We start from the raw sequence: 26,700 nt of genomic DNA, 5'->3' as shown, positions 1-26,700 counted from the left end.
TCAGCCCCTCAGGCCCAGTTCCTTGGCGGCGCGCTCCTGGTCGGAGGCGTGCTTCAGCACGACGCCGAGGGTGCGGGCGACGGCCGCCTCGTCCAGCTCGTCCAGGCCGAGCGCGAGCAGCGTGCGCGCCCAGTCGACGGTCTCGGCGATCGACGGCGCCTTCTTGACCTCCAGCGCGCGCAGCGTCCCGACCGTCCGGACGAGCTGCTCGGCCAGCTCCGCCTCGATGCCGGGCACCTGCGCGAGGACGATGTCACGTTCCCGTTCGGCCGCCGGGTAGTCCAGGTGCAGGTAGAGGCAGCGGCGCTTGAGCGCCTCCGACAGCTCCCGCGCCGCGTTGGAGGTGATCAGCACGAACGGGCGGCGGACCGCGCTGACCGTGCCGAGTTCGGGGATGGTGACCTGGAAGTCCGACAGGACCTCCAGCAGCATGCCCTCGACCTCGACGTCGGCCTTGTCCGCCTCGTCGATCAGCAGGACGGTCGGCTCCGCGCGCCGGATCGCCGCGAGCAGCGGCCGCTCCAGCAGGAACTCCTCGGAGAAGATGTCGTCGTGGGTCTCCTGCCAGGCGCGGTCCGCCGGGGCGGCCTGGATGGCGAGGAGCTGCTTCTTGTAGTTGAACTCGTAGAGAGCGCGCGCCTCGTCCAGGCCTTCGTAGCACTGCAGCCGGATCAGCTCCGCCCGCGTGGCCGCCGCGACGGCCTTGGCCAGCTCCGTCTTGCCGACCCCGGCGGGGCCCTCGACGAGCAGCGGCTTGCCGAGCGCCTGCGCGAGGAACACGGTGGTGGCGATCGCCTCGTCGGCGAGGTAGCGGACGCCGGCCAGCCTGCGCTCGACGTCGGCGGGCGAGGCGAACGCGCCGTCGCTCCCGGCGCCCGCGCCGCTCGCTGCGTCCCCGGCGTTCTGGCTGGTCACGGTCATCCCTTGCCCTTGCCCTTGTGTGCGACTGCCTTGGTGTACGTCTGGTTCGTTCCCGCGAACACCAGCTTGGTGTTCTTCTCCGACAGCGTCACGCCCCAGTAGGACGCGGTCTTCGGATCGCCGCCCTGCCAGGAGAAGCGGTACTTGCCGCCGCCTTCGGGGATCGCCGTCCCGCTCCAGAGCCTCTGCCCGCCCCTGACCCACACGCCGGAGCCGTCCGCCGTGAACTGGAAGTAGTCCTTGGCGGTGCCGACCCAGCGGCCGACGAGCGGCTTGACGTCCGCGGGCTTGATCGCGGGGATCGGCCCGAGCGCGGCGGGCGACGCGCCGGAGGACGCGCTCTCCCCCGCGCCGTCCGCCTTCCCCCCGCCGCATCCGGCCAGGGCGAGCGCGGCGGAGACCGCGCAGGCGGCCAGGACGGTCGAGTGGACCCGCACGGTCACGGAAACCTCCGGCGATTCTCGGACGAAGCGGCAGTTTACCGGCGCGGGGAGCCGTGCCCGCGCTCATCCCTGCGGGGTACGCCCCGGTTGGCACCGGGGGGTGAGGCGGCACCGGCCCCCGCCCGCCTATAACCGAACCATGACGACCCGACGACTGCCTCGCGAGGACCTCGCCGCGGCGCTGGCGGCCCGGCGCGAGCTGGGCCCCGACTACGACGCGGCCTTCATCGAGACGGTCGTGGACCGCATCGAGGAGGCCCTCGACGCGCGTCCCGCCGCCCCGGCCCCGGCTCCGCGCCGCCGCCCCCGAGCACCCCGCGTGTCCGGGGACGGCGACCACAGCCTGCTGCTGGCGGTGCTGTCCATGGTCGCCGCCATCCCGCTCAGCGCCATCGCGGTCGTCAACGCCGGCGGCGTCGGCCTCTTCCTGGCCTGGTCGGCGATCGTCCTGATCAACGTCGCCTACAACTTCCGGCCGCGTTAGCCCAGGGCGGCGACCCCCTGGAACCCCCGTCACGGGCAGGCCCGCTGCGCTCGCAGGACTCGCGCCGCGTGCCTGCCCGTACCGGCCACGTCCCAGGCGCCCGTTACTTCCCGGGCTCGGGGTCGCGGGGCAGGCCGAGGAGCCGCTCGCCGATGATGTTGAGCTGCACCTCGGTGGTGCCGCCGTAGATCGTCATCGCGCGGCTGAACAGCATGGCGCGGGCGATGATCCCGCTCTCGGCCATCGGCGTCTCGGTGGCCGCCGCCTCGCCCTGCGCCGCCCAGCAGTAGTCGGCGACGTCCTGGTTGAACTGCACGCCGAGCAGCTTGCGGACGCTGGCCTCGGCGCCCGGCTCCACGCCGTTGAGCTGCTTCAGCGTGGTCCGCAGCCCCAGCAGGTCGATCGACTGGCCCTGCGCGACCAGCTTGCCGACCTCGGCCGCCGCGACCGCGTCCAGCTGCCGGCCCTTGAAGAAGTTCAGCAACTCGGGCACGCCCATGCCGAGGCCGCCGCCGGTCGACAGCGACACCCGCTCGTTGGACAGGGTGTTGCGGGCGACCTGCCAGCCCTGGTTCACCTCGCCGACCACGCAGTCGTCCGGGACGAACACGCCGTCGAGGAACACCTCGTTGAACAGCGCGTCACCGGTCAGCTCCCGCAGCGGACGGACGTCCACGCCCGGCGACTTCATGTCGACCAGGAAGTAGGTGATGCCGTCGTGCTTGGGCGCGTCGGGGTTCGTGCGGGCGATGCAGAAGCCCCACTGGGCGTGCTGCGCCACCGACGTCCAGATCTTCTGGCCGGTCAGCTTCCAGCCGCCCTCGACCCGCTCGGCCTTCATCGACAGGGACGCCAGGTCCGAGCCGGCGCCCGGCTCGGAGAACAGCTGGCACCACACCATCTGGCCGCGCAGCGTCGGCCGCAGGAACCGCTCCTTCTGCTCCTCGGACCCGTAGCGGACCAGGGACGGCACCAGCCACGCGCCGATCACCAGGTTCGGCGCCTTGACCTTGGCGGCCTTCAGCTCCTGCTGGATGATGATCTGCTCGACCGGGCCCGCGCCGCGCCCCCACGGCTTCGGGAAGTGCGGGACCGTCCAGCCCTCGTCGCCCATCTTGACCTTGAGGGCGTCCTTGTCCTCGATCGCGGCGAGCTCGGCGACCTCGGCGCGGATCCGCTCGCGCAGCGGCTGCGCGCCCTCGTCCAGCTCCAGCTCGACCTCGCGGCGCCCGCCGGCCAGGGCCAGCTCGGCGACCTTGGCGGCCCAGTCCTTGGCCGGGCCGAGCAGCGCCCGCAGGGTCAGCGCGCGGCGCAGGTAGATGTGCGCGTCGTGCTCCCAGGTGAAGCCGATGCCGCCGAGCATCTGGATCGCGTCCCGGGCGGTCTGCACGCCCGCGTCCGCCGCGATCACCGCGGCGACGGCGGCGGCGAACCCGGCCTCCTCGGTGCCCTCGTCCAGCGCGCGGGCCGCGTCCCACGCGGCGGCGCGGGCCTGCTCCAGCGCGATCAGCGCGCGGGCGGCCTTGTGCTTGACGCCCTGGAACTGCCCGATCGGACGGCCGAACTGCTCGCGGACCTTGGCGTACTCGGCGGCGGTGTTCACCAGCCAGCCCGCCAGGCCGGCGGCCTCCGCGCCGAACAGCGTCGCGGCCAGGTCGCGGACGCGGCCGGTCGTCACCCCGTCCAGCACCCGGTCGGCCGCCACCGTCACGCCGTCGGCCTCGACGGCGGCGACACGGCGGACCTTGTCCAGGCTCGCCACCGCGGTGACCTTCAGGTCGGCGGCGTCGACCGCGACCCACTGCTCCTCGTCCCCGGCCGCCACCGGCAGGACGACCACGTCGGCGAGCAGCGCGCCCAGTACCGTCGCCGACGAGCCCGACACCACCAGCGCGCCGCCCTGCCGGGTGCCGGTCAGGCTCCCCGACAACGCGACCGCGCCGGTCCGGGACCCGTCCGCGAGCCCCGGCAGCAGCTCGGCGCGCAGCTTGGCGTTGCTGGACGCGTCGATCACCGAGCTCGCCAGCACCGTCGGCAGGAACGGGCCGGGCGACGCGGCCCGGCCCAGCTCCTCCAGCACCACCGACAGCTCCAGCAGGCCGTAGCCCTGCCCGCCGTGCTCCTCGTCCAGATGCAGGCCCAGCAGGCCCTGCTCGGCCAGGGCCGGCCAGAACCCGGGCCGGGTCTCCTCGTCCGCGTCCAGCGCGGCGCGGACCGCCGTCGCCGGGATGTTGCGCTCGGCGAAACCGCGCACCGAATCGGCGAGCGCCTCGTGCTCCTCGGTCAGCCCGATGGCCATGTGTGGAACCCTCTCTCAGACCGCTTGTTGACAGCGATTCTAGAACAGGATTCTGGTCGCGTGGGGCAGTGATTCCGCTCTCACCGCTCGGAGCCCTCCGAGGTCCGCGCGTCCCCGCCCGCGATCTGCCCGGCGGGCTCGTCCCGCCCCTGGTCAGCGGCACCGCGGGCGCGGCCGCCGACGGTGAGGCTCGCGACGGTGGTGGCCGCCAGCGTGCCGGCGATCACCGCGAGCGACAGCCAGATCGGCACGTCCGGCGCCCAGGCGACACCGTACTCGTGCAGCGCGTGGAAGATCAGCTTGACCCCGATGAAGCCGAGGATGAACGCCAGCCCGTGCCCGAGGTACACCAGCCGGTCCGTCAGCCCGCCCAGCAGGAAGTACAGCTGGACGAGGCCCATCAGCGCGAACGCGTTGGCGGTGAACACCAGGTACGGCTCGGTGGTCAGCCCGAAGATCGCCGGGATGGAGTCCAGCGCGAACAGCACGTCGGTGGAGCCGATCGCGATCATCACGATCATCAGCGGGGTGACCATGCGGCGGCCGCCGCGCCGGGTGAGGAACCGCGAGCCGTCGTAGTCGTCGGACGTGGGAATGACGCGCTTGGCCCAGCGCAGGACCGCGTTCTCCGTGAACTCGTCGTCGTCACCGCCGCGGACCAGACCGTAGGCCGTCCAGAGCAGGAACGCGCCGAAGATGAAGAAGACCCAGGTGAAGGTGGAGATCGCGGCGGCGCCGACCGCGATGAACGCGCCGCGCAGCACCAGCGCGATGACGATGCCCGCCATCAGGACGGTGTGCTGGGCGTGCTTGGGCACCGCGAACCGTGTCAGGATCACCATGAACACGAAGAGGTTGTCGACGCTGAGGCTCTTCTCGGTGACGAACCCGCCGAAGTACTGCGCGGCGTGCTGCCCTCCGGAGAACAGCCAGACGCCGAGCCCGAACAGCACGGCGAGGCCGATGTAGACGGCCGACCAGAACGCGGCCCTGCGGGTGGTGAACTCCCGCGTGTCGTTGCGGTGGATGACCAGCAGGTCGGCGGCGATGACGGCGAGGATCCCGGCGAGCGTCAGGATCCACACCCAGGGTGCGACGGACAACGTGAAACCTCCGGCGGACGTGGTCGAGCGCCGGAGGTCTCTCCCGCCCCCGGAGCGAGGGCCGCGGGCCCCGGGCCGGTGCGGACCGGCCGTGCTGACGACACCCGCGCGCAGGGATACTCCCCTCCACTTGTCATGTTTGACGAGGCACGCCGTCCCGGGGTTCCAGGTTCGCGGAAAATTCTCGGCCTCCCCGCGAACCCGGCCCGCGAGCGCAGCATCTAAGGCGCGGCGCCCGCGGTTCAGTCGCGCGGGGCGCTCAGTTCCAGGTAGACGGCGGCGAGCTGCTCGACGGCGTCGGCCTCGTCCGGGAGCTCCGCGGCGCGCTGCGCGGCGGCGGCGCCGAGCCGCACCGCGAGCGCGGAGTCGTCCAGGATCCGGCGGACGGCGCGGCCGAGCGCGTCGGCGTCCCCGGGCGGGACCAGCAGCGCCGCCTCGCTCTCCGGCCCCTGGAGCAGCGCCCCGTTCCCGGCGGGCCGGTCGTCCGCGCCGACCATCCGGGGGATCCCGCCGACCCGGGTCGCGACCAGCGGCCGCCCGGCCCGCAGGATCTCCTGCACGATGAGCGGCTGCCCCTCCCACACGCTCGGCACCACCGCGACGTCCGCGGCGGTCAGCAGCGCGGGCACGTCGGCGCGGCGGCCGAGCAGCCGGACGGGCAGGTCCTCCGCCTCGATCCGGGCGCGCAGCTCGTCCTCGAGGGGGCCGTCGCCGGCGATCGCGACGAGCGGCGGCGGGGTCCGGCCGGTCCAGGCGCGGGAGGCGTCCAGCAGCGTCGGCAGGCCCTTCTGCTCGGCGAGCCGCCCGACGGTGAGGATCAGCGGCCGGTCCCCCACGCCCAGCTCCGCCCGCACGTCGGCGCGGACGGCCGGGCCCGGATGCTCGCGCGGCGCGGGCGCCGGGACGAGCGCGTACCCCACCGAGCGGGCGCCGAGCGAGCGCATCCGCTCCTCCAGGTCCGGGGAGACGCCGAGAACGCGGGCCGCGCCGCGCGCGACGACCCGTTCCAGCGCCCCGTAGATCGCGGCGGTCCGGCCGCCGGTGATCACCGCGTTGTGCAGCGTGACGACCAGCGGCGGCCCGCCGCGCGAGAACCGCAGCGGGCCCGGCGCGACCCGCGCGCAGGCGGCGACGGCGAGCGCCCCGGCGCGCAGCCCGTGCGCGTGGACGACGTCGGCGCCGCGCAGCAGCTTCCGCAGCCGCGCGACCGCCCGCGCGTCGCTCGCCGGGCGGGGCCGGTCGGCCAGGTCCACCTCCTCGAAGCGGGCACCGCCCGCGGCGAACCCGAACAGCCGCTCGGTCTCGGCCGGGCCGCAGACCAGCACCCGCGCGCCGCGTCCGGCGAGGCCCGCCGCGACGGACCGGACGTGCCGCCCGACACCGCCCGCGCTCGTCCCGAGGACGAGCGCGACGCGCAGCCCGTCCAGGCGCGGGCCCGCGGCCGCCGCCGGCGCGCCGGAGCCGGCCGGCTTCTCGGACATGTTCGTCTCCTCAGGCACTGCGGGCGACCTTCCGGGTGAGGACGGCCCGCAGGTCCCGGCCGTCGACCACGAACGCGATGAGCAGGAACACGGCGGCGGCGACCAGCGCGGCCAGCGCCCCCGTGCCGATGTTGCGGAGCTGCCCGGCGAGGCCGGGCGCGCCGACGCCGAGGAGCGCGGCCGTCCCGTAGCCCGCGGCGGCGCCCGCGCAGGCGCCCAGCACCCCCGCGGCCAGCACCCGCCCGAGCCCGTGCACGGCACCGGCGCCCCGGGCGCGCAGCAGCGTGCCGATCAGCAGCACGCCCGCCACCGTCATGCCGACGGCGTTGCCCGCGCCGAGGCCCGCGACGACCCATTTCGGGTCGAGGACCCACAGCGTGAGCACCACGTCGACCGCCGCGACCACGACCCAGCCCGCGACGACCGCGATCGCGCCCATCCGGCCGCGGTGGCAGGCGTACAGGACGCGGCCGAGGTGCGCGACCAACCCGTACCCCAGCAGGCCGGGCGCGAAGGCGAGCACCGCGCGCGCCAGCACGTCCTGCTGGTCGGGATGGCCGGGGTTGAACACCACCGAGACCGGCACCGCGACCGCCGCCAGCACGGCGGCCCCGGCGCACGAGACGAGGATCACCGCGCGGGTGGTCGCGGCGGTCACCCGGTCGAACCGCTCGTGCTCGCCGGCGCTCATCCGCGCGGACAGCATCGGGAACGCGCTGGTGGCGATCGGCACCGCGAGGATCGCCCAGGGCAGCAGGTAGATCGCCCACGCGTACTGGTAGTTGGCGAGCGCGCCGCGGGTGCCGCGCGAGCTGAGCCGCACGATCAGCAGAGTCGACAGCTGCTGCGCCGCGACCGTCGCGATCCCCGCGAGCGCGAGCCGCCGCACGCGGCGCGCCACCCCGTCCGGGAACCGCAGCGTGGGACGGAGCCGCAGGCGCAGCCGCCAAGCGGCGACGCCCGCGGTCGCGGCCATCGCGACGCCGCCGAGGGCCGTGCCGACCGACAGCGTCAGCTCGGCGTCCAGCGGCAGCCCGGCCAGGTCGTTCTCGAACCCCCTGCCGAGCGGCGCGTAGGCGACGTACGCGCCGATGACCACGAGGCTGGACACCAGCGGCGCCAGCGCGGGCGCCACGAACCGGCGGTGCGACTGCAGCAGCCCGTAGAGCACGACCGCCGCCCCGTACATCACCATCTGCACGGACTGGATCGCCAGCATGTCCCCGCCGACGCGGACGACGTCGTCGCGCGAGCATCCCTGCAGGTGGTCGGAGACCGCCAGCTCCATCAGCGGATGGGAGAGCCCCGCCATCAGCGCGGTGAGGGGCAGCATCAGCAGCACGATCCAGGTCAGCAGCGCCGACGCGGTCCGGCGGACCTCGGCGCGGTCGCCGCGCTCGGCGGGCCCGGCCAGCACCGGGACGACCATGCTGGCCAGCGCGCCGCCCGCCACGATCTCGTAGATGCTGCTCGGCAGCTGCGTCGCGCTGAAATACGCCTGGCTCAAGCAGGACGTGGTGACCGTCTGCGAGAAGGAGTACGTCCGGCCGAACCCGGCGAGCCGGGCCAGCACCGTGATGACCCCGATCACCACGGCCGCGCCGGCGAGGCCGCCGGTGAGCCGGCGCAGCGCGGATCCGCGCGGGGACGGCGTCACGGCGTCGCCGGCGTGCTCATCGGGCGGCCCGCCGCCCGCCGGCGGGTCGCTCGGCGGGGTGCGGGACGGGGTGTTCGCGGGCATCGGTGAGGGGCACTCGTCACGGAAGGCGCTGTCGGGACCGGCCGGGGGGCCGCCGGGATCCTAGGCGGGGTCCACGGCGACGCCGTTGCCGGCGGGGCCCGGCGGCGGGACGTGCGGCCGGAACGCGTCCTCCATGTCCGGCTTGTCGGCGGGGGCCGCGGGCGCGGGCACCGCGACGGGACGGCGGCCGAGCATGTCGATCCGGTTCAGCACCGGGTTCGCCGCGATGACCTTGGTGAAGCTGACGAACTCGCTGGCCGCGTTCAGCGCGACGAGCCCGCCCAGCACGGCCAGCCGGGGGCCGCGGCCGAGCCGCGTCGCGGCCAGGCCGAGCAGCGCGCCGAGCGCGTTGGAGCCGGTGTCGCCGAGCATCGCCCTCTCGGCGAGGTCCTCGGGGAGGAGCGCGGCGGCGGCGCCCAGCGGCGCGGCCACGACGGCGGCGGACGGCCGGGCCAGCGCCAGCGGCGTCCCGGTGATGACGCCGACCTTGATGGCCCGCCCGGGCCGCAGGTCGAACAGGTTCATCAGGTTGGCGCCGCCGGCCACGATCGCGCCGTTCACGACGGTGTCGAACGCGCGGCCGCGCCGCGTCGGGGCGGGCGAGCCGGCGATCGCGGCGGCGGCCAGCCCGGTCGCGCCGATGCCGAGGATCTTCACCGCGCCGCTCGTCACCTCGCCGCGGGCGAGCGCGCCGAGGTGGCCCTTGAAGCCGCGGGACGACGCCGAGCCCGCGAGGTCGTCGTAGCCGCCGAGGATCCCGGACGCGGTACCGGCCAGCAGCGCGGCGGCGCGGGTCCGGCCGGTGGCGCCGGGCGCCAGTAGCCCGGCCGCGGCGGCGCCCGCGACCAGCGCGGGGCCCTCCAGCAGCGTGACCGGCTCGCCCCGGTGGTTGGTGCGGTCCCACACCTCCTCGCCCGGCAGGCCGTTGAGGCCCGGCGGGCGCCGCGTCAGCGCGACGTACGCGGCGCGCGCCGCGACGGCGCCGAGGCCCATCCCGGCCAGCAGCCGCGCGCCCCTCGCCGATCCCGAGGCGATGCGTCCGTTCATCAGGTCGTCACCCGCTCTTCCCCGCCGTGGGCGCGGGCGAGGGCAGGTAGCCGCTCGCGCCGGCGCCCGTCCCGTACTGTCCGGACTTGCCGTTCAGCTCGTTCTGCAGCGCCAGGATCGTCACGACCTGCCCGGACGAGGTGTCCACCATGTCGACGGCGGAGACCGAGTCGCCGGTGTCGGAGTCACGCAGCGCAGCGATCAGCCCGCCCTCCTGCGCGGAGGTCAGCGGGCCACCGACGACGGTACCGCGACCGGCGCCGTCGAGGGCGGCGGCCAGCGAGATCAGTGCCTTGTTGTCCTGGTCCCCGCCGTCGTAGGCGTACGGGTTCGCCGGCGCGACCATGACGGCGAGGGTGGCGTGCTGGCCGGGCTTGCCGCTGGTGGTGATGTAGCCGGCCTGCTTGAAGCCGCTGAGCACGGCGCCGCCGGCGGCGTCCTCGCGGCCGGTCTTGGCGGGGTCGCGGGTGAGCAGCGCGTTCGCGAGCACCGCGCCGGCCTTGTCGTAGGAGCTGGCGCCCGACGGGAACTCGACGCCGTCGCTCTTCAGCTGGGTGGCCAGCTCGTCCAGCGTGCTCTGCTGGTCGTCGTCCAGCAGCTTCTTCTGGATCGTCACCCGGCCGGTGACGGCGGCGCCCGCGTCCTTGGCCAGCTCGCTGACCTGGTCGATGCTGTCGTTGCCGGCGCCGGGCGTCTCGATCATGACGACGGACTGGCCCTTCAGCCGGTCCGCGACGATCTGCGGCGACAGCACCTGGCCGAACTGCTCCTCGCCCTTCACCTGGGTCTGCAGCCGGCGCTGCGCGACCCGGGCCTCCTGGGCGCTCTTGGCCGCCGAGCTCGCCTGCTTGCGCAGCGTGTCGCCGACCGAGTTGGACAGGGTGGTGGAGCCCAGCACGATGCCGAGCGCCAGCGCGAGGAAGATCGCGACGATGGAGACGAGGTGGTAGCGGAAATCGATCACGTGAAGAGTCCGGTCAGCCAGAAGACGAAGGCGTGCCAGCGGTCGGCCAGCAGGGGACTGATGACGTCCCCCGCCGGGGACATGGCGACGGCGGTGACGATGGCGACGAACGCGCCGAGGACGAGGAACAGCAGCGACCAGGTGGAGATCCTGCTGCGGTACAGCCGGGAGACGCCCTTGGCGTCCACCAGCTTGCTGCCGACCCGCAGCCGGGTGAGGAACGTGCTGGCCATGCCGGCGCGGCCCTTGTCGAGGAACTCGACCATGTTGGCGTGCGTGCCGACCGCGACGATCAGGGTGGCGCCCTTGTCGTCGGCGAGCAGCATCGCGATGTCCTCGCTGGTGGCGGTCGCGGGGAACACCACGGCCTCCTGGCCGAGCTCGTGGACGCGCTTCAGGCCGGGCGCCCGGCCGTCCCGGTAGGCGTGCACGACGATCTCCGCGCCGCAGGTCAGCGCGTCGTCGGAGACCGAGTCCATGTCGCCGACGATCATGTCGGGGCGGTAGCCGGCCTCCAGCAGCGCGTCCGCGCCGCCGTCCACCCCGATCAGGACCGGCCGGTACTCGCGGATGTAGGGCCGCAGGGTCGCGATGTCCTCGCGGTAGTGGTAGCCGCGGACGACGATCAGCGCGTGCCGGCCGTTGATCCTCGTGGCCACCTCGGGCACGCCGACGCCGTCGATGAGCAGGTCGCGCTCGCGCTTGACGTACTCCATCGTGTTGGCGACGAACGCCTCGAGCTGGCTCGCGAGCCCCGCCTTCGCCTCGGTCAGCGCCGTCTCGACCGTCTCGGCGGTCTGCTCGGTGCCCTTGGCGACGACGTCCTCGCCGAGGTAGACGCACGGGCCCTCGACCCGGACCTGGTCGCCCTCGTGCAGCTTGCCGAAGATCTCCGGGCCGACGTCGTCGACGAGCGGGACGCCGGCGTCCACCAGGATCTGCGGACCGAGGTTCGGGTACCGGCCGGAGATGCTCGGCGCGACGTTCACCACCGCGCCGACCTGGCACGACACCAGCGCCTCGGCGCTGACCCGGTCGAGGTCGACATGGTCGATCACGGCGACCTCGCCGGCCTGCAGCCGCTTGGTCAGGTCCTTGGTGCGGCGGTCCAGCCGGACGGTCGCGCTGACCCCCTGCCGGCCGTCGTCGCGGCCGCGGCCGAGCGCGAGCACGCGCCGCGGCAGCGTCAGCCGCTGCGTCAGCCGGGCGCGCCGCTCGGTGGTGGGAGCCGGTTCGTTCATCGCCTGCCATCCTGCCAGAGCACGGGAGTAAAGAGCCGCAGGGGCGATCGACGGGGCGTGTCCGACCCGTCGCCCACCGTGTTCACTTGTGCGTTCTCCCCCTGTTCGCGGGCCGCGGGCTAGCGTTCCTCGGCGGCCATGGCCAGCAGTTCCTCGGCGTGCGCCCGGCCGAGCTCGGAGTCCTCCAGGCCGGCGAGCATCCGGGACAGCTCCCGGATCCGGCCCTCCCGGTCCAGCGCGGTGACGCCGCTGCTGGTGACGGTGCCGTCGTCGGACTTCTCCACCAGCAGGTGCTGGTCGGCGAACGCGGCGACCTGCGGCAGGTGCGTGACGACGATCACCTGCGCGTTGCGGGCCAGGCGGGCGAGCCGGCGGCCGATCTCCACCGCCGCCTTGCCGCCGACGCCCGCGTCGACCTCGTCGAACACGAACGTGGGGACGGGGTCGGCGCCGGCGAACACCACCTCGATCGCCAGCATCACCCGGGACAGCTCGCCGCCCGAGGCGCCCTTGTGCAGCGGCAGCGGCGGCGCGCCGGGGTGCGGGGCGAGCCGCACCTCCACCTCGTCGACGCCGTGCGGCCCGTAGTCGTCGGTGGGGGTGACGGTCACCACGACGCGGGCGTGCGGCATCGCCAGCGCGGTCAGCTCCGCGGTGACGGCCTCGGAGAACCGCTCGGCGGCGCGGCCGCGGACCGCGGTCAGCTCCGCCGCCTCGGCGGCGAGCCGCTCGGTCAGCTCGGCGTGCTCGGCGCGCAGCTCCTCGATGCGGCCGTCGTCGCCGTCCAGCTCGGTGAGGCGGGCCGCCGACCGGCGCGCCCACTCCAGCACCTCCGCGACCGTCCCGGCCTCGCCGCCGTACTTGCGGACCAGCGAGGTCAGCTCGGCGCGCCGCTCCTGGACGGCGGCGAGCCGCGCCGGGTCGGCGTCCACGGACTCGGCGTAGGACGCCAGGTCGGTGCCGACGTCGGAGACGAGGTAGCCGGCCTCGGCGAGCCGGTCGGCGAGCGCCGCGAGGTCGGGGTCGTGCTCGCGGACGGCCTCCAGCGCGTTGCGGGCCTGGCCGAGCAGGCTCGTGACGTTCGCGGCCTCGAACGCGGCGGCCGCGTCGCCGAGCAGCGCCTCGTGCGCGGTGTCGGCGGCGCCGCGCAGCGCGTCGGCGTGCCCGAGGCGCTCCTCCTCGGCGGCGAGGTCGACGTCCTCGCCCTCCTTGGGGTCGACCTTCTCGATCTCCTCCAGGCCGAACCGGAGCACGTCGGCCTCCTGCGCGCGCTCGCGGGACCGCGTCGTCAGCTCCTCCAGCAGCGCGCTGACCTGGCGGTGCCGCTGGTAGGCCTTGGTGTAGGCGCGCATCGGCTTGGTGAGGGAACCGCCCGCGTACCGGTCCAGCGCGCCGCGCTGCCGCCCGGCCTGCAGCAGCCGCTGCTGGTCGGACTGCCCGTGCACGGCGACGAGGTCGTCGGCGAGGTTGATCAGCACGCTCACCGGGACGGACCGGCCGCCGAGGAACGCCCGCGAGCGGCCCTCCGCCGACACCGACCGGGTCACGATCAGCGCGCCCTCGTCCAGCTCGCCGCCGGACTCCTCGACCCGCTCGACGGCCCGGCCGCCCGGATCGACCACGATCCGGCCCTCCACGGTGGCGCGGCCCGCGCCGGGCCGGACCCGCTGCGGGTCGGCGCGGCCGCCGAACAGCAGCCCGAGGCTCGTCACCACCATGGTCTTGCCGGCCCCGGTCTCGCCGGTCACCACGTTGAACCCGGGCGACAGATCGAGCACGGCCTCGTCGATCACGCCGAGGCCCTGGATCCGCACCTCATCGACCATCGGACGCACCAGCGTCACAACCCTCCGCAAACGAATCCCCGATCAGCGCCTGTGGAGATTATCCACTCTGCGCGCCGGATGCTCCCCCGTCCGTCCCGGCGAGATCGGACGCCGCCGGCCCGGCCCCGGTTCCGCCGCCGATGGTCTCGACCCCGGTGACCTGCGGAGCCTCCTCCGCGGGGGACGGCGTCGCGGGCTGCCGGACCCGGCCGCGCCAGCCCGTCACCGGCAGCCCGAACTTGGTGACCAGCCGGTCGGTGAACGGGGTGAGGTGCAGCCGGGCGAGCCGCACCGGCTCGGCGCCGCGCCGGACCTCGACCCGCGCGCCGGGCGGCAGGTCGAGCGTCCGCTGCCCGTCGCACCACAGCACGGCGCGCGGGGTGTCGGCGAGGACCTCCACCGCGACCAGCGACCGCGGCGACACCACGAGCGGGCGGGCGAACAGCGAGTGCGCGCTGATCGGCACCACCAGCATCGCCTCGACCTCCGGCCACACCACCGGCCCGCCGGCGGAGAACGCGTACGCGGTCGACCCGGTCGGGGTGGCGCACACCACGCCGTCGCAGCCCCAGTTCGACAGCGGGCGGCCGTCGATCTCGGCGACGACCTCCAGCATCCGCTCCCGCTCGGCCTTCTCGATGCTGGCCTCGTTCAGCGCCCACGTCGCGCCCATCACGGTGCCGTTGCGGCGGACGGTGACGTCGATCGTCATCCGCTCCTCGACGTCGTAGCGGCGCGTCACGACCCGGTCGACGGTGGCGGCGAGGTCCTCCCGCTCGGCCTCGGCGAGGAACCCGACGTGGCCGAGGTTCACGCCGAGCAGCGGCGTCCCGGACGTGCGGGTGAGGTCCGCCGCGCGCAGCAGCGTCCCGTCGCCGCCGAGGACCATCACGACCTCGGCGTCCTCCGCCGCGGCGGCGTTGCTCGGCATGACGTCCACGCCCGCGCAGCCGATGTCCTCGGCCTCGCGGTCCAGGACGCGGACGCAGATCCCCGCCGCGCTGAGCCGCTCGATGACCAGCTGGGCGCTGCGGACCGCCTCCGGCCGCCCGGTGTGCGCCACGACCAGCACCGACCTCTTGCTCATACCTTCGCCCCACTCCCCGGCCCGACCCGGCGTGCCGACGTCCTCTCGACGAACGTCCCCGCCGCGGGCGTTCCCGCCGCGGGCGTCCTTCTCCGGGCCGCTGTGTTCTCGGACGCCCTCTGTACGGCCGCGCGCGCACGGACGATCACTGCGGGCCCTCCGCGATCGCCTTCTCCAGGTCGGCGTCGGCGAGCGGCGGCGCGCCGGCCCGCAGCCACAGGAAGTACTCGACGTTCCCCGACGGCCCGGGCAGCGGGCTCGCGGTCACGCCGAGGACGCCGAGCCCGAGCGCCGCGGCGTGCTCGGCGACGCCGCGGACGGCGCCGGCGCGCAGCTCCGGGTCGCGGACGACGCCGCCCGCGCCGACCCGGTCCTTGCCGACCTCGAACTGCGGCTTGACCATCATCGCGTAGTCGGCGCCGGGGTCGGCGCAGCGCTGCACGGGGCCGAGGACGAGCTTGAGCGAGATGAACGACAGGTCGCCGACCACGAGGCCGGGCCGCGCGCCGCCGAGCGTCTCCGGCTCGAGGTCGCGGATGTTGACCCGTTCGATCACCGTCACGCGGTCGTCGGTCCGCAGGGACCAGGCGATCTGCCCGTACCCGACGTCGACGGCGTACACGTGCGCGGCGCCGGCGCGCAGCAGCACGTCGGTGAACCCGCCGGTCGAGGCGCCGGCGTCCAGGCACACGCGGCCCTTCGTCTCCAGGCCCTCGAACGCCTTCAGGGCGCCGGCGAGCTTGTGGCCGCCGCGCGAGACGTACTCGGGGCCGCCGGTCGCCTCGTCCACGACGATCGCGGCGCCCGCCTCGACCTGCGTCGCGGGCTTGCTCGCGCGCTGCCCGCCGACCCTGACCCGGCCGTCGGCGATCAGCTGGCTCGCGTGCTCCCGCGACCGGGCGAGCTCGCGCCGCACCAGCTCGGCGTCCAGCCGCCGCCTCACCGCCATGGCACCGCCCCCGCGTTCGTCGCCACCGCGCTCACGGGCGGGGGCGCAGCGCGTCGGGGAACGCGGGCCGGGGCGGCGGCACGGCCGGGCCCGCCCCGGCGGAGGGGCCCGTCTCGGCGGAGGGGCCCTCCGCGCCGGCCAGCAGGTCCTGGAGGCGCTGGTGGACGTCCTCGAAGATCTCCACGTGCTCGGGGACGGGCCGCCCGGCCAGCCCGGCCAGGCGCGCGACGGCCTCGTCCACCCGCGGGTCGCCGGTGGGCTCGGGCGGCGGCGCGGCCGGGAGGCCCGGCTCCGCGCCGCCGGCCTCGGCCGGCGGGACCGGCGCCGCTCCGGGCGTCGCCGCGGGCTCGTCGGACATCACGTGTACCTCCCCTTGGTTCCCCGGCGCGGGCGGCGAGTCGCCGCGCGCCCACTGCGAACGCTACCGTCCCTGGACGACATCGTTGCCGATCGAACGGGGAACGGCCTGACCATGGCGAACGAGGACGACTGCCGGACGGCGCTCGACCGGATCGCGGAGCGGCTGGCGGAGGTGGACGCCGACCGGCTCGCCGAGCACGTGGTCGAGCGCACGATCAGCTGCCGCATCCCCGATCTCGGGCTCGTCTACCGGACGCGGCTGCACGCGGGCGGCCTGGACCCGTTCGAGCCCGCCGCCGACCCGGACTCGGCCCAGGTCCGGCTGACCGTGGACAGCGACGACCTGGTCGCCATGGCGCACGACGAGCTGAACCCGGCCAAGGCGTGGGCGGCCGGGCGCCTCAAGGTCGAGGCGAGCGTGTTCGACCTGCTGCGGCTGCGCCGGCTGCTGTGAGGCCCGGCCCGCCGTGACCGCGCCGGTCAGCGGAGCCGGGGCAGCCGGAGGGCGTCCAGCGCGCCGCTGAGCGCCTCCGCCGCCGGCGGGGCCGCGTCCTGCCAGGCGGCGGACGCCAGGGCGCGCAGGCCGTCGTAGGGCTCGCCCGAGCCGGTGACGTCGAACCGGTCGCCGTCCCGCGTCACCGTCCAACCGCCGCAGGAGTGCCGTCCGCCGTCGCGCGCGACCTCGGGGTGCGGGACGAGCAGCCCGGTCAGGTCGTGCGCCAGGTAGGTGGGGCGGTGCTCGGGCGGCGCGGTCAGGGCCTGCAGGTGGCCGGTGACGCCGGTGAAGACGAGGAGGCTGTCGGCGCCGCCGTTGTGGGCGCCTTCGATGTCGGTGTCGAGCCGGTCGCCGACGACGAGGGGGCGTTCGGCGCCCGTCCGCAGGATCGACTCGTGGTGCAGCGGCCGCTCGGGCTTGCCCGTCACGATCGGCTCGACGCCGGTCGCCGCACTGATCACGCGCAGTAGCGCCCCGTTGCCGGGGTGCAGCGGACCGCCGCCGCCCGGGATCGTCAGGTCGCGGTTGGAGCCGACGAACAGGGCGCCCATGCTCACCGCCTGGGCGCCCTCCGACAGCAGCCCGTACGACAGCCGCGGGTCGTAGCCCTGCACGACCGCCGGGGGACGTCCGGACGCCACCGACACCGGCCGCAGGCCCCGCGCGTACAGGGCGTGCCGCAGCCCCATCCCGCCGACCACCAGCACCTCGGACCCGGCGGGCAGCCGCTCGGCCAGCAGCCGGGCGGCGGCCTGCGCGGAGGTCACCACGTCGTCGGCCTGCGCGGGGACGCCGACGTGGTTGAGCAGCGCCGCCACCGCGGACGGCGTCCGGGACGCGTTGTTGGTCACGAACGCCAGCCGCTGCCCCGCCGCACGCGCCTTGGCGAGCGAGTCGGCCGCCGCCGGGACGGACCGCTGCCCGACGTACACGACGCCGTCCAGGTCCAGCAGGGCGACGTCGTACGCCTCGCTCAGGGGACGGGCACTGCCCTTCATCGCACGCTCCTCGGGATCGGGGGGCCACAACTCGTTCCGGGGCCACAGCTCGTTCGGGGGGCACAGCCTTGGTCGGGGGCACAGCCTTGATCAGGGGGCCGGTCGGGGGCGGACGGGGGTCACCTGCGGGACGCGAGGGTCGCCCGGGCGTGCCGCAGCGCCCGTGCGTAGTCCTGGTTCTCCGGACGCATGGCCGCCGCGAGCGCGAGATGCTCGACCGCGCCTTCGAAGTCGCCCATCCGGCTGAGCGACAACCCTAACCCGAAGCGGGCGTAGTCCTCGGCGGGCTCCTCCTCGACGATGCTCTGGAAGCTCTCGGCCGCCGCGCCGAACTGCCGCGCCCCGAACTGGGCGCGGGCGAGCGCCTCCCGGATGCTGTGCGAGGCCGGTTCGGCCTCCGCCGCCCTGGTCAGCAGCTGCAGCGCGGCCGACGCGCTCCCGGAGCGGAGGAGCTCCAACCCCCGGGTGTACCACTCGTAGACGCCTCCTCCCGGGGCGGCGGGATGCTCGCCGGGGGCGTCGCCTTGGGAATCGTCCGGGCGTCCCGGTCCTTCACCACTCATGTGGACCTCCCATCGGACCTTGATCACCACGACGGTACCCGGCCGACGCGCGGGGGCCCGTCGCTGATTACCATGCCCACAGTGGACGACGACCTCCCCTCCGGGCTCGGACCGGAACAGTTCAGCGCCCGGATCTTCGGGGCCGCGGGGCCCGCGACGGGCGGCGGCCTGGAGCTGGCGCCGTTCCGCGGCGTCCGGTTCGCCCCCGAGGCGGCGGGCGACCTGGCCGCGGTGACCACGCCCCCGTACGACCTGGTGGACGACGCGGAGGTCGGCCGGCTGCTGTCGGGGGGCGGGCACAACATCGTCCGGCTGAACATGCCGCGGGCCGCCGGTGAGAGCTACCGGGAGGCGGGCGAGACGCTGCGCCGCTGGCTCGCCGAGGGGGTCCTCACCACCGACCCCGACCCGGCCCTGTACGTGTACGAGGCGTCCAAGGACGGGACGGTCCTGCAGCGGGGCCTGATCGGCGCGCTCGGGCTGCGGGCGGAGGCCGACCGGGTCGTGCTGCCGCACGAGAACGTGTTCCCCGGCCCGGTCCGCGACCGGCTGGCGCTGATGGCGGCGGCCCGCGCCAACCTGGAGCCGATCTTCCTGGTGTACGAGGGCGGCGGCGACGCGGCCCGGATCGTCGACGACGCCGCGCGGGAGGAGCCGCTGCTGGGCTTCCACGCCGACGACGGGCTCACGCACCGGCTGTGGCGGATCGCCGATCCGGCGCTGCACGCCCGCGTCTCCGCCGACCTGCGCGGCAAGCAGGCCCTGATCGCCGACGGCCACCACCGCTACGCCACGTACCGCGCCCTGCAGGCGCGCCACCACGCCCTCGGCGACGGTCCCGGCCCGTGGGACCGTGGCCTGGCGCTGCTCGTCGACTCGACGCGGTTCCCGCCGCATCTCGGTGCGATCCACCGCGTCCTGCCTGGCCTGGGTCCCGCCGACGCCGTCGAGCGCGCGCGCCGCGCCTTTGACGTCACCGAGTTCGAGGACGAGAACCGGGCCGTGTGCGCGCTGGGCGAGGCGCAGGGCCCCGCGTTCCTGCTCGGCGGCGGTGAGGAACTGCACCTGCTCACCGCCCCCGACCCCGCGGCGCTGGCCCGCGTGATGCCGTCCGAGCACTCCCCGCGCTGGCGCCGCCTGGACACCGCGATCCTCGACCACCTCCTCATCGGGGACCTGTGGAACGTCCCCGAGAACGAGAACGCCATCGAGGTCGTGCACGACGACCCGTCCGCGGCCCTCGACCGGGCCCGCCGCGCGGGCGGCACCGCCGTCGTCCTCAACCCGCTGAAGGTCGAGGACGTCCTCGCCGTCGCGAACGGCGGCGAGCGGGTGCCGCGCAAGTCCACCTCGTTCGGACCGAAGCCCAGGACGGGACTCGTCCTGCGCCTCCTCGACCCGGAAGGCGGGCGATGACCGGCCGCACCATCGACAAGATCGCCTGGATCCTGCTGGACGGCGGCCGGATCCTGAGCACCCGCTCGCGCGGCAAGGACGTCTACTACCTGCCCGGAGGCAAGCGCGAGCCGGGCGAGTCCGACGCTCAGACCCTCGTCCGCGAGGTCAAGGAGGAGCTGACCGTCGACGTCCTGCCGGACACGGCCGCCCACCTCGGCACCTGGGAGGCGCAGGCGCACGGCCACGGCGGCGGCGTCACCGTCCGGATGACCTGCTACACCGCCGAGTACTCCGGCACCCCCGCGCCGAGCAGCGAGATCGAGGAGGTTGCCTGGCTCGGGTACGCCGACCGCGACCGGGTGTCGCCGGTCGACCAGCTGATCTTCGACGACCTGCACGCCGCCGGCCGCCTGCGCTGACGGCCCTCGCCGTCCCGGGCCGCCGCGCCGCCCCGGGTGGCCGCGCCGGGCGGCCGGGGGCGATGATCTGCCCATGGACTCCTCGAACATCACGCCCCTCGGCGGAGACGTCTACGAGATCGACACGCTGCTGGCGGGCCACTCCGGCATCACCGCCGCGTACCTGGTCCTCGCCGACCGGCCGTGCCTGATCGAGCCCGGGACCGCCGGATCGGCGCCCGTCGTGCGGCGCGCGCTGGACGAGCTCGGCGTCGGCGCGGACGATCTCGCGAGCGTGGTGGTCACCCACATCCACCTCGACCACGCGGGCGGCGTCGGCGACATCGCCGCGCTGTACCCGCAGGCCGAGATCGTCGTGCACGAGAAGGGCGCCCGGCACCTCGCCGACCCGTCCCGCCTCATGCGCAGCGCCCGGATGGTCTGGGGCGACGCCCTCGACGTCCTGTTCGGGGAGCTGAAGCCGACCGACTCCGCGCGGATCCGCGCCGTCGAGGACACCGGCGTGATCGACCTCGGCGGCGGCCGCCGCCTGGAGTCCCACTACTCCCCCGGCCACGCCAAGCACCACGTCGGGCTCGTCGACTCCGGCACCGGCGACCTGTACGTGGGCGACGCCGCAGGCATCTACATCCCGGAGACGGCGGACGTCCGGCCCGCCACGCCGCCGCCCGACTTCGACCTCGACACGGCGCTGGCGTCGCTCGGGAGGTTCCGCGACCTCGGCCCGCAGCGGCTGCTGTTCGCGCACTACGGCCCGGTGACCGAGGTCGAGAGCACGCTGGAACGCTCCGCCGAGGAGCTGCGCGTGTGGGTGGACGCCGTCCGCGCCGCCAAGGACCAGGGCCTCGAACTCGACCACGCCGTCGCGATGGTGGTGGAGCGCACCAAGGACCGCTACGCGATCAACAGCGCCGACCTCGATCCCGAGCTGGCCGCCAAGTACGACGTCCTCAACAGCCCGGCGAACAACGTCGCGGGCATCATGCACGCCCTGGACCGGCACGCCTGAGCGGCGCGGGCTAGGGGACCTGATCCATCTCCTCGGCGCCCGGGCCGTCGCCGTCCGGCTGGAGCAGCCGGGACCGGAACAGCTCCAGGACCTGCTCCAGCGCGTCGCGGGTGGGCTGGCCAGGCTCGTCGATGAGGTGCTCGGTGAGGACGGAGTGCGGCCTCAGCAGCGCGTCCGGGTTCGCGGCGGAGTCGTCGAGTTCCACGGCGACGAACGCGTCGCCGAGCTGGCGGCGCAGGAAGGCGAACCGTTCGCCGGGGACGAGCCGGTCGCCGCGGAACCGCAGGCCGAGCACCGTCAGGTCGTCCGCGGAGCGCCGCTTCACCGCCGCGAGGTCGGCGGGCGCGATGTCGATCGTGCGCCGCTGCGCGCGGGTGACCGGCAGGGGCATCGACGGCTGCGACAGCACGGCCGCCAGGAGCCGGTCGTCGGCGGCCATCGCGAGCGCGAACCCGCCGGTGAAGCACATGCCCACGGCGCCGACGCCGGGCCCGCCGCATGCGGCGTGCTCGCGCGCGGCCAGCGCCCGCAGCCAGGACACGATCGGCGAGGTCTTCCCGGTGGCGAGCTTGGTGAACTCGCGCCGGACGCAGAGCGGCGCCATGGCGCGGACGCCGTAGGCGATCGTGCCGGACCAGCCGTGCGCGGCGGGGTCGGGGTCGCGTCCGGCCGTCCCGAACAGGTCCGGCAGGACGACGGTCAGCCCCAGGTCGCGGACGCGCCGGGCGAACGCGAGCACCTTCGGCGTGATGCCGGGGATCTCCGCCATCACGATGACGGCGGGCCCCGTCCCGGACCGGAACACGCGGTGGGACGCGCCGCCGTGCGCGAAGGATCCGCGGGTGAAGTCGGACATGCTGTCGTCGGCCATGGCGCGGCCCTTCCGTCGCAGCGGGCGCGGCCTCGCGCGGGCCGCCGATCAAAGTTATTGACACACTATCGAATAACCGCCTCGCCGTGCCCGGACGCGCCGGCTCCCGGCCGGTCCGCCAGCGCGGCGACGTAGGCGGCGACCGACCGTCCGGCGGCCAGGAACGGCTCCACCGACCGCAGGCCGCGGGCGAGGATGAACGCGCCCTCCAGCGCGGTGAGCAGCGCGAACATCACGCTTCGCGCATCGGGCTCGGGCAGCCCGCGGCCCGCCAGGTAGCGGGTCCCCTCCTCGACCCAACCGGCCATCACCTCGCCGGCCACCTCCCGCAGCCGCGGCTCGGTGTCGGCGACCTCGCCGGTCACGGTGCCGACGGGGCACATGTTCGCCCAGCCCGTGCCGCGCATGTCCTCGGCGGCCGCGGAGAAGGCCGCCTCGATGCCCTCCGCCAGGTTCTCGTAGGGGTCGAGGAGCAACGGCAGCAACTGGATGTAGGCGGCGCCGGTGCTGCGCAGCGCGGCCGCCGCGACGTCCCGCTTCCCGCCCTTGAAGTGGTGGTAGATCGACCCGGTGGGCGCGCCCGCGGCACGGGCGAGCTGATTCACCCCCGTCGCCGCGTACCCCTGCTTCCGCAGCAGCTCGGCCATCGCCAGCGTGATCCGCTCCTCGGTGCGCATGACCGCCATGATAGAACGGTCTCTCTAGAGAGATCGTTCTAGTGGGAGGCGATGGTGAAGCACGTCGAGCTGCCCGCGGGCGTCATCGAGTACGCCGAGACCGGCTCCGGGCCTCCGGTCGTGCTGCTGCACGGCCTGCTGATGGACCACACCGTCTGGGACCGCGTCCTGCCGCTCCTCCCGGACGGCTTCACCTACCTGCGGCCCGTCCTGCCGCTCGGGGCGCACCGCCGTCCGATGGAGCCGGGCGCGGACCTCACGCTGCGCGGCCAGGTCCGCATCGTCGCCGGCTTCCTCGACGCCCTCGGCCTGGAGGACGTCACGCTCGTCCACTCCGACTGGGGCGGCGCGCTGTTCCTCACCGCGCACGGGCTCGACCAGCGGATCTCCCGCCTGGTGATCCTGCCGTGCGAGGCGTTCGGCAACTTCCCGCCCGGCCTGCCCGGCCGGGTCCTGAAGATCGCCGCACGGATCCCCGGCTCGATCCCCCTGGCGGCCCGGCAGCTGCGCGTCGCCCGCATCCGGCGGCTTCCCGTGCTGTTCGGGCAGATGGCCCGCCGCCCGCTGCCGGACGACCTCGTCCGAGGCTGGACGGAACCGGTGCTGCGCGATCCCGGCGTCCGCCGCGACCTGCTCGCCTACTGCCGGAGCCCGCTGGTCGAGTCGGAGCTCGTCCGCGACACCGAGGCGCTGCGCGGCTTCACCGGCCCGGCCCTCGTCCTGTGGTCGCCCGACAACCGGGTGATGCCGCCCGAGCACGGCCGCCGCCTGGCCGGACTGCTGCCCGCCGGCCGGTACGCCGAGGTGCCCGGCGCCTACGTCCTGTCGATGCTGGACGAGCCCGAGACGGTGGCGCGCGAGATCGGCGAGTTCCTCACCCGCTGACCCGTAGGCCCGTTCGTCACCGCTTCCGGGCGACGCCGCCCCACATGCCGGTCGTCGGCGACGGCGACGCGTCCGCGTCGGGACGCCAGTCCTGGACCGGGACGACACCCGGCTCGAGAAGGTCGAGCCCCGAGAAGAACGCGCTGACGCCCTCGTGGGTGCGGAACGTCACGCGGAAGCCCATCGCCTTGGTGAGGGCGTCCTCCGCGGCCGCCATCTGCTCGGGCAGCTGGTCGATGCCCGGGTGCGTGATGGCGAGGAAACTGCCGGGCGCGAGGCCGTCCAACAGCGTGCCGATGATGCCGCGCGGATCGTCGTCGTCCGGGATGCAGTGGAGCACCGCGATCAGCAGCAGGCCCACCGGGCGCTCGAAGTCGAGCAGGCGTCCGGCCTCCTCCAGGATCCGGCCGGTGTCGCGCAGGTCGGCGTCGACGAACGAGGTCGGCGCCGTCACACCGGACAGCAGCGCCCGCGCGTGCGCCAGCACGATCGGGTCGTTGTCCGCGTACACCACCCGGCACTCGGGGTCGGCGGCCTGCGCCACCATGTGCGTGTTGTTCGCGGTGGGGATCCCCGTGCCGATGTCGAGGAACTGGGTGACGCCCTCCCCGACCATCGCGCGCACGGCACGGCTCAGGAAGGCCCGGTTCGCGGTGACGCCCGGCTTGATCGTCGGCGTCGCGAGCATCACCTGCTCCGCGGCCGCCCGGTCGGAGGCGAAGTTGTCCTTGCCGCCGAGCCAGTAGTCGTAGATCCGCGCGATGTGCGGGGTCGTGACGTCGATGCCCGTGGGGGCGATCTCTTCCTCGCCGGCCGTCATGCGGCACAGCCTAGCCGCGAACCCCGGCGAAAGATCGTTTTTCGGTTCTTTCCGACTTGCTGGTCATCGCCCGGGCCGGGTCTCCGGACGGGCCGGGTCTCCGGACGGGCCGGGTCTCCGGACGGGCCGCTCACAGCGCGTCCGGAGACCCGGCACAGCCGGTCGTCAGTCGCCGGCCTTCGGCTCCTCGTCGTCCGGAGCCTCCGCAGGACGCTCGGGCTCGGGCGCGGGCTCGGGTTCGGGTTCGGCGGCGGCCTGGTCGAGATCCGGCTCGGGCTCGACGGTCTTGGGCTCGAGGAACACCGCGGGCGCCTCGGGCGCCTCCTCCGGCACCGGCTCCAGGATCTCCGGGTCGGCGGGCTTGAACTGGATGTCCGTCGCCGTGACGATCTCCGGCACGTCCGCGACCGGCTCGGCCGGCGGTGCCGTCGTGTCGTCGGCCTCCGGCTCCTGCTCCGAGCCGAGCTCTTCCGCGGTCTCCTCAGCGGTCTCTTCGGCGCCCTCTTCGTCCTCTTCGGTGTCGAGGATGTGGAGGCCTTCGAGTTCCGCGTAGCGTTCGGCGGCGTCGGTCTCGCCGTCGCGGTCCGCCGCCGCGGCCCGGGCGAACCAGTCGGACGCCTCGTCCCCGCGTCCCGCCTCCGTGAGCGCGTCGGCATAGGCGTAGAAGAGCCGCGCCGACCACGGCTTCAGGCGCCGGTCGCGCAGCTCGGGAATCTGCAGCGTCACCACGGCCGCGTCGTACTGGCCGAGGTCGCGGCGAACGCCCGACTCCACGATCCGCAGCTCCACCCGTCCCATCGGGTCGAGCCGGTCCGCCTCCGGCGACTTGATCACGTCGAGGGCGCGTTCGGGGCGTCCCATGCCCCGCTCGCAGTCCGCCATGACGGGCAGGTACGAGTCGTCACCCGCGCCGAGCCGGCGGGCCGCCCGCAGCTCGGCGAGCGCCTCCGCCCACTCCCCCGTCTGGTACGCGGCGATCCCGGCGGCCTCCCGGACGATGCCGACGCGGGACGCGAGCCGGCGCGCGGCGCGGGCGTGCTTGTACGCCTGCTCCGGCTCGTCCTCGGACAGCCGTCCCGCCATCACCAGATGCCGCGCCACACGCTCCGCGAGGTCCTTGGGCAGCGTCCGCAGCTCCGCGCGCGCCTCGGCGTCCAGCTCCTCGCCGGTGACGTCGTCGGGCAGCAGCGGATCGTCGTGCTTGGGAGCCGGACGCTCCCGCTCGCCCGTGTCGGGACGGCCGCGTCCCGCACCGTGCGGGCGCCCGCCCCGCTCCTCGGGACGGCCGGGCCCGCGACCGCGGAACCCGCCGTCGCGCTGACCGCGCGGCCGCTCCCGGTCGCCCTCGAACCGGCGTCCGCCGGGCCGCTCCTGGCGGAACCCTCCGCCTGGACGGCCGCCGTCGCGTCCACCGCGCTCGTCGCGGTCCTGGAACCGGCGGTCCTTCGGCCGGCCCTCGAACCTGCGCTCGCCTTGCCGGCCACCGGGCCGGGACTCGCGAGGCCCGCCCGAGCGCGCCTCACCGCGCGGCCCGCCAGGGCGACCGCCCCGGCTCTCGCTACGCGGCCCGCGACCGCCCCCGAAACCGCCCTCACGGCGCTCACCCCGGGGACCACCGAAACCGCCTTCACGGCGCTCACCACGAGGACCGCCAGGGCGCTGCTCACGGCCTTCACCACGCGGCCCCTGGCCACCACCGAAACGGTCGTCGCGACGCTCTCCGCGCGGACCACCGAAACGCTGCTCGCGGCCTTCACCGCGCGGGCCCTGACCACCACGTGCGCCACCGAAGCGGTCGTCGCGACGCTCGCCCCGGGGACCACCGAAGCGCTGCTCGCGCCCCTCGCCACGCGGGCCCTGGCCACCGCCGAAGCGACCACCGCCACCGGCACCCTGCCCGGTGCGGGGCCCACCCTGCCCGGTGCGAGGGCCACGCTGGTCACCGAAGCGCCGGTCGTCCCGGCCGCCCGGCTTCCCGCCACGCTGGCCGCCGGCCGCGCCGGAACGTCGCTCATCCCGCGGCCCTGCGCTCCGGCGCTCGCCACCGGGACCGTTGAACCGTCCCTGTCCGCGCTCACCGCCGCGCCCGCCGCCGAAACGGTCATCGCGCCGCTCCCGCGGCGCTCCCTCGCCGCCGCGGCGGTCGTCGTTCCCTCGGAACGGGCGTCCGGACGGCCGGTCGTTTCGCCGGCCCTGGCCGTCGCGGCCCTTCCAGCCGCCACCGCCGCCAGGACGGCCTCCGCCGCCCTTCGGGCCGCCGTTGCGTGGCGCGGATCCACGAGGACCGCCGCTTCCGCGTGCGCCGGACCCGCCGGTGCCCCCACGAGGGCCGGGCGCGCTCCGCCCGCCGTTCTTCCCCCGCCGCCCGCGGTTGTCGTCGCTGCGGCCGTCCTCTTCCGCGCTCATCACGTCCGTCACTGTTCTTGATGGTGGTTCATGGACTCTTGCAGCCTACTTCGGCAGGGCCATGACATGCGTCGAGGGCCGCCCCCGGAAACGGGGTGCGACCCTCGACCAATAAATGTCCGGCGGTGTCCTACTCTCCCACACGGTCTCCCATGCAGTACCATCGGCGCTGAAGGGCTTAACTTCCGGGTTCGGAATGGGACCGGGTGTTT

26 protein-coding genes and 1 rRNA gene are annotated in these 26,700 nt (G+C 74.9%); 7 read left to right on the top strand and 20 right to left on the bottom strand.

The window, feature by feature from the left end:
- Both AB0C78_RS43560 and AB0C78_RS43555 read right to left on the bottom strand, forming a co-directional pair.
- Nucleotides 1-921 (bottom strand): MoxR family ATPase, encoded by a 921-nt coding sequence (locus AB0C78_RS43560; protein ID WP_151544522.1) that lies wholly within the window; start codon nucleotides 919-921, stop codon nucleotides 1-3.
- Entirely contained in the window at nucleotides 918-1,364 is a 447-nt protein-coding gene (locus tag AB0C78_RS43555) for a hypothetical protein (protein WP_360760164.1), read from the bottom strand. Before AB0C78_RS43555 ends, AB0C78_RS43560 begins: the two co-directional genes overlap by 4 nt.
- Before the next feature lie 139 nt (nucleotides 1,365-1,503).
- Here AB0C78_RS43555 and AB0C78_RS43550 point away from each other — a divergent pair, with 139 nt between their 5' ends.
- On the top strand, nucleotides 1,504-1,848 hold the full coding sequence (locus AB0C78_RS43550) for a hypothetical protein (RefSeq protein WP_360760161.1): 345 nt from the start codon (nucleotides 1,504-1,506) through the stop codon (nucleotides 1,846-1,848).
- A 103-nt stretch (nucleotides 1,849-1,951) separates the two neighbouring features.
- On the opposite strand, the gene AB0C78_RS43545 is transcribed toward AB0C78_RS43550, so the two are convergent.
- The 11 genes from AB0C78_RS43545 to AB0C78_RS43495 all read right to left on the bottom strand — a co-directional run bounded on the left by AB0C78_RS43545 (nucleotide 1,952) and on the right by AB0C78_RS43495 (nucleotide 15,944).
- The gene (locus AB0C78_RS43545) at nucleotides 1,952-4,147 is read right to left on the bottom strand and encodes an acyl-CoA dehydrogenase (protein ID WP_360760158.1); all 2,196 of its coding nucleotides are present in this window, start codon (nucleotides 4,145-4,147) and stop codon (nucleotides 1,952-1,954) included.
- Between the two features lie 80 nt (nucleotides 4,148-4,227).
- On the bottom strand, nucleotides 4,228-5,250 hold the full coding sequence (locus AB0C78_RS43540; protein ID WP_360760155.1) for a TerC family protein: 1,023 nt from the start codon (nucleotides 5,248-5,250) through the stop codon (nucleotides 4,228-4,230).
- A 242-nt stretch (nucleotides 5,251-5,492) separates the two neighbouring features.
- Nucleotides 5,493-6,731, bottom strand: coding sequence for a glycosyltransferase family 4 protein (locus AB0C78_RS43535; RefSeq protein WP_360760152.1), 1,239 nt, complete (start codon nucleotides 6,729-6,731; stop codon nucleotides 5,493-5,495).
- A 10-nt stretch (nucleotides 6,732-6,741) separates the two neighbouring features.
- Nucleotides 6,742-8,472 carry a lipid II flippase MurJ gene (locus tag AB0C78_RS43530; protein ID WP_360760149.1) on the bottom strand — a complete coding sequence of 577 codons (1,731 nt, stop codon included), beginning with the start codon at nucleotides 8,470-8,472 and terminating at the stop codon, nucleotides 6,742-6,744.
- 60 nt (nucleotides 8,473-8,532) lie between these two features.
- Nucleotides 8,533-9,519, bottom strand: coding sequence for a hypothetical protein (locus tag AB0C78_RS43525; RefSeq protein ID WP_360760146.1), 987 nt, complete (start codon nucleotides 9,517-9,519; stop codon nucleotides 8,533-8,535).
- A 7-nt stretch (nucleotides 9,520-9,526) separates the two neighbouring features.
- Nucleotides 9,527-10,483, bottom strand: coding sequence for a copper transporter (locus tag AB0C78_RS43520; protein WP_151546588.1), 957 nt, complete (start codon nucleotides 10,481-10,483; stop codon nucleotides 9,527-9,529).
- Nucleotides 10,480-11,724 (bottom strand): putative cytokinetic ring protein SteA, encoded by a 1,245-nt coding sequence (gene steA, locus AB0C78_RS43515; protein WP_360760142.1) that lies wholly within the window; start codon nucleotides 11,722-11,724, stop codon nucleotides 10,480-10,482. Before steA ends, AB0C78_RS43520 begins: the two co-directional genes overlap by 4 nt.
- A 119-nt stretch (nucleotides 11,725-11,843) precedes the next feature.
- A complete protein-coding gene (gene recN, locus AB0C78_RS43510; protein WP_360760139.1) occupies nucleotides 11,844-13,550 on the bottom strand; it encodes a DNA repair protein RecN in 1,707 nt (568 codons plus the stop codon).
- A 58-nt stretch (nucleotides 13,551-13,608) separates the two neighbouring features.
- Nucleotides 13,609-14,637, bottom strand: a complete 1,029-nt coding sequence (locus AB0C78_RS43505) for an NAD kinase (RefSeq protein ID WP_360760136.1) — start codon at nucleotides 14,635-14,637, stop codon at nucleotides 13,609-13,611.
- A gap of 145 nt (nucleotides 14,638-14,782) precedes the next feature.
- Nucleotides 14,783-15,586, bottom strand: coding sequence for a TlyA family RNA methyltransferase (locus AB0C78_RS43500; RefSeq protein ID WP_360760133.1), 804 nt, complete (start codon nucleotides 15,584-15,586; stop codon nucleotides 14,783-14,785).
- A gap of 31 nt (nucleotides 15,587-15,617) precedes the next feature.
- A complete protein-coding gene (locus AB0C78_RS43495; RefSeq protein ID WP_360760130.1) occupies nucleotides 15,618-15,944 on the bottom strand; it encodes a hypothetical protein in 327 nt (108 codons plus the stop codon).
- 114 nt (nucleotides 15,945-16,058) lie between these two features.
- Between AB0C78_RS43495 and AB0C78_RS43490 the strand changes: the two genes are divergently transcribed.
- Entirely contained in the window at nucleotides 16,059-16,400 is a 342-nt protein-coding gene (locus AB0C78_RS43490) for an SCP2 sterol-binding domain-containing protein (protein WP_360760127.1), read from the top strand.
- A 26-nt stretch (nucleotides 16,401-16,426) separates the two neighbouring features.
- Here AB0C78_RS43490 and AB0C78_RS43485 read toward each other — a convergent pair whose 3' ends face one another.
- A complete protein-coding gene (locus AB0C78_RS43485; protein ID WP_360760124.1) occupies nucleotides 16,427-17,440 on the bottom strand; it encodes an HAD-IIA family hydrolase in 1,014 nt (337 codons plus the stop codon).
- A 119-nt stretch (nucleotides 17,441-17,559) separates the two neighbouring features.
- Complete coding sequence (locus AB0C78_RS43480; protein WP_360760121.1) at nucleotides 17,560-18,003, bottom strand: tetratricopeptide repeat protein; 444 nt, start codon at nucleotides 18,001-18,003, stop codon at nucleotides 17,560-17,562.
- Nucleotides 18,004-18,075: 72 nt separating this feature from the next.
- Between AB0C78_RS43480 and AB0C78_RS43475 the strand changes: the two genes are divergently transcribed.
- The 3 genes from AB0C78_RS43475 to AB0C78_RS43465 all read left to right on the top strand — a co-directional run bounded on the left by AB0C78_RS43475 (nucleotide 18,076) and on the right by AB0C78_RS43465 (nucleotide 20,829).
- Nucleotides 18,076-19,419, top strand: a complete 1,344-nt coding sequence (locus AB0C78_RS43475; protein ID WP_360760118.1) for a DUF1015 domain-containing protein — start codon at nucleotides 18,076-18,078, stop codon at nucleotides 19,417-19,419.
- Nucleotides 19,416-19,820, top strand: coding sequence for an NUDIX domain-containing protein (locus AB0C78_RS43470; protein WP_360760116.1), 405 nt, complete (start codon nucleotides 19,416-19,418; stop codon nucleotides 19,818-19,820). The genes AB0C78_RS43475 and AB0C78_RS43470 overlap by 4 nt, the downstream gene beginning before the upstream one ends.
- Before the next feature lie 73 nt (nucleotides 19,821-19,893).
- Nucleotides 19,894-20,829, top strand: coding sequence for an MBL fold metallo-hydrolase (locus tag AB0C78_RS43465; protein ID WP_360760113.1), 936 nt, complete (start codon nucleotides 19,894-19,896; stop codon nucleotides 20,827-20,829).
- A 10-nt stretch (nucleotides 20,830-20,839) separates the two neighbouring features.
- Here the strand turns inward: AB0C78_RS43465 and AB0C78_RS43460 are convergent, their stop codons facing one another.
- Nucleotides 20,840-21,700, bottom strand: coding sequence for a dienelactone hydrolase family protein (locus AB0C78_RS43460; protein WP_360760110.1), 861 nt, complete (start codon nucleotides 21,698-21,700; stop codon nucleotides 20,840-20,842).
- Between the two features lie 65 nt (nucleotides 21,701-21,765).
- Complete coding sequence (locus tag AB0C78_RS43455; protein ID WP_360760107.1) at nucleotides 21,766-22,377, bottom strand: TetR/AcrR family transcriptional regulator; 612 nt, start codon at nucleotides 22,375-22,377, stop codon at nucleotides 21,766-21,768.
- A 51-nt stretch (nucleotides 22,378-22,428) separates the two neighbouring features.
- Here AB0C78_RS43455 and AB0C78_RS43450 point away from each other — a divergent pair, with 51 nt between their 5' ends.
- The gene (locus AB0C78_RS43450; protein ID WP_360760104.1) at nucleotides 22,429-23,262 is read left to right on the top strand and encodes an alpha/beta hydrolase; all 834 of its coding nucleotides are present in this window, start codon (nucleotides 22,429-22,431) and stop codon (nucleotides 23,260-23,262) included.
- A 16-nt stretch (nucleotides 23,263-23,278) separates the two neighbouring features.
- Here AB0C78_RS43450 and AB0C78_RS43445 read toward each other — a convergent pair whose 3' ends face one another.
- Together AB0C78_RS43445 and AB0C78_RS43440 are read right to left on the bottom strand one after the other, a co-directional pair.
- Nucleotides 23,279-24,082 (bottom strand): SAM-dependent methyltransferase, encoded by an 804-nt coding sequence (locus AB0C78_RS43445; RefSeq protein ID WP_360760101.1) that lies wholly within the window; start codon nucleotides 24,080-24,082, stop codon nucleotides 23,279-23,281.
- Between the two features lie 165 nt (nucleotides 24,083-24,247).
- Nucleotides 24,248-25,183, bottom strand: coding sequence for a hypothetical protein (locus AB0C78_RS43440; RefSeq protein WP_360760099.1), 936 nt, complete (start codon nucleotides 25,181-25,183; stop codon nucleotides 24,248-24,250).
- On the opposite strand from AB0C78_RS43440, the gene AB0C78_RS43435 reads away from it, so the two are divergent.
- Complete coding sequence (locus AB0C78_RS43435) at nucleotides 25,172-26,509, top strand: hypothetical protein (RefSeq protein WP_360760096.1); 1,338 nt, start codon at nucleotides 25,172-25,174, stop codon at nucleotides 26,507-26,509. The genes AB0C78_RS43440 and AB0C78_RS43435 overlap by 12 nt on opposite strands.
- A gap of 96 nt (nucleotides 26,510-26,605) precedes the next feature.
- Here AB0C78_RS43435 and rrf read toward each other — a convergent pair.
- Nucleotides 26,606-26,700: ribosomal RNA gene (rrf, locus tag AB0C78_RS43430) — 5S ribosomal RNA — on the bottom strand; the annotation flags it as partial.

Origin of the sequence: Actinomadura sp. NPDC048394, from assembly GCF_040651755.1 — a bacterium.
Taxonomy (GTDB): domain Bacteria; phylum Actinomycetota; class Actinomycetes; order Streptosporangiales; family Streptosporangiaceae; genus Spirillospora; species Spirillospora montaniterrae.
The sequence above is the reverse complement of the archived record's forward strand: the minus strand, read 5'-3'. Positions and strand labels throughout refer to the sequence as shown.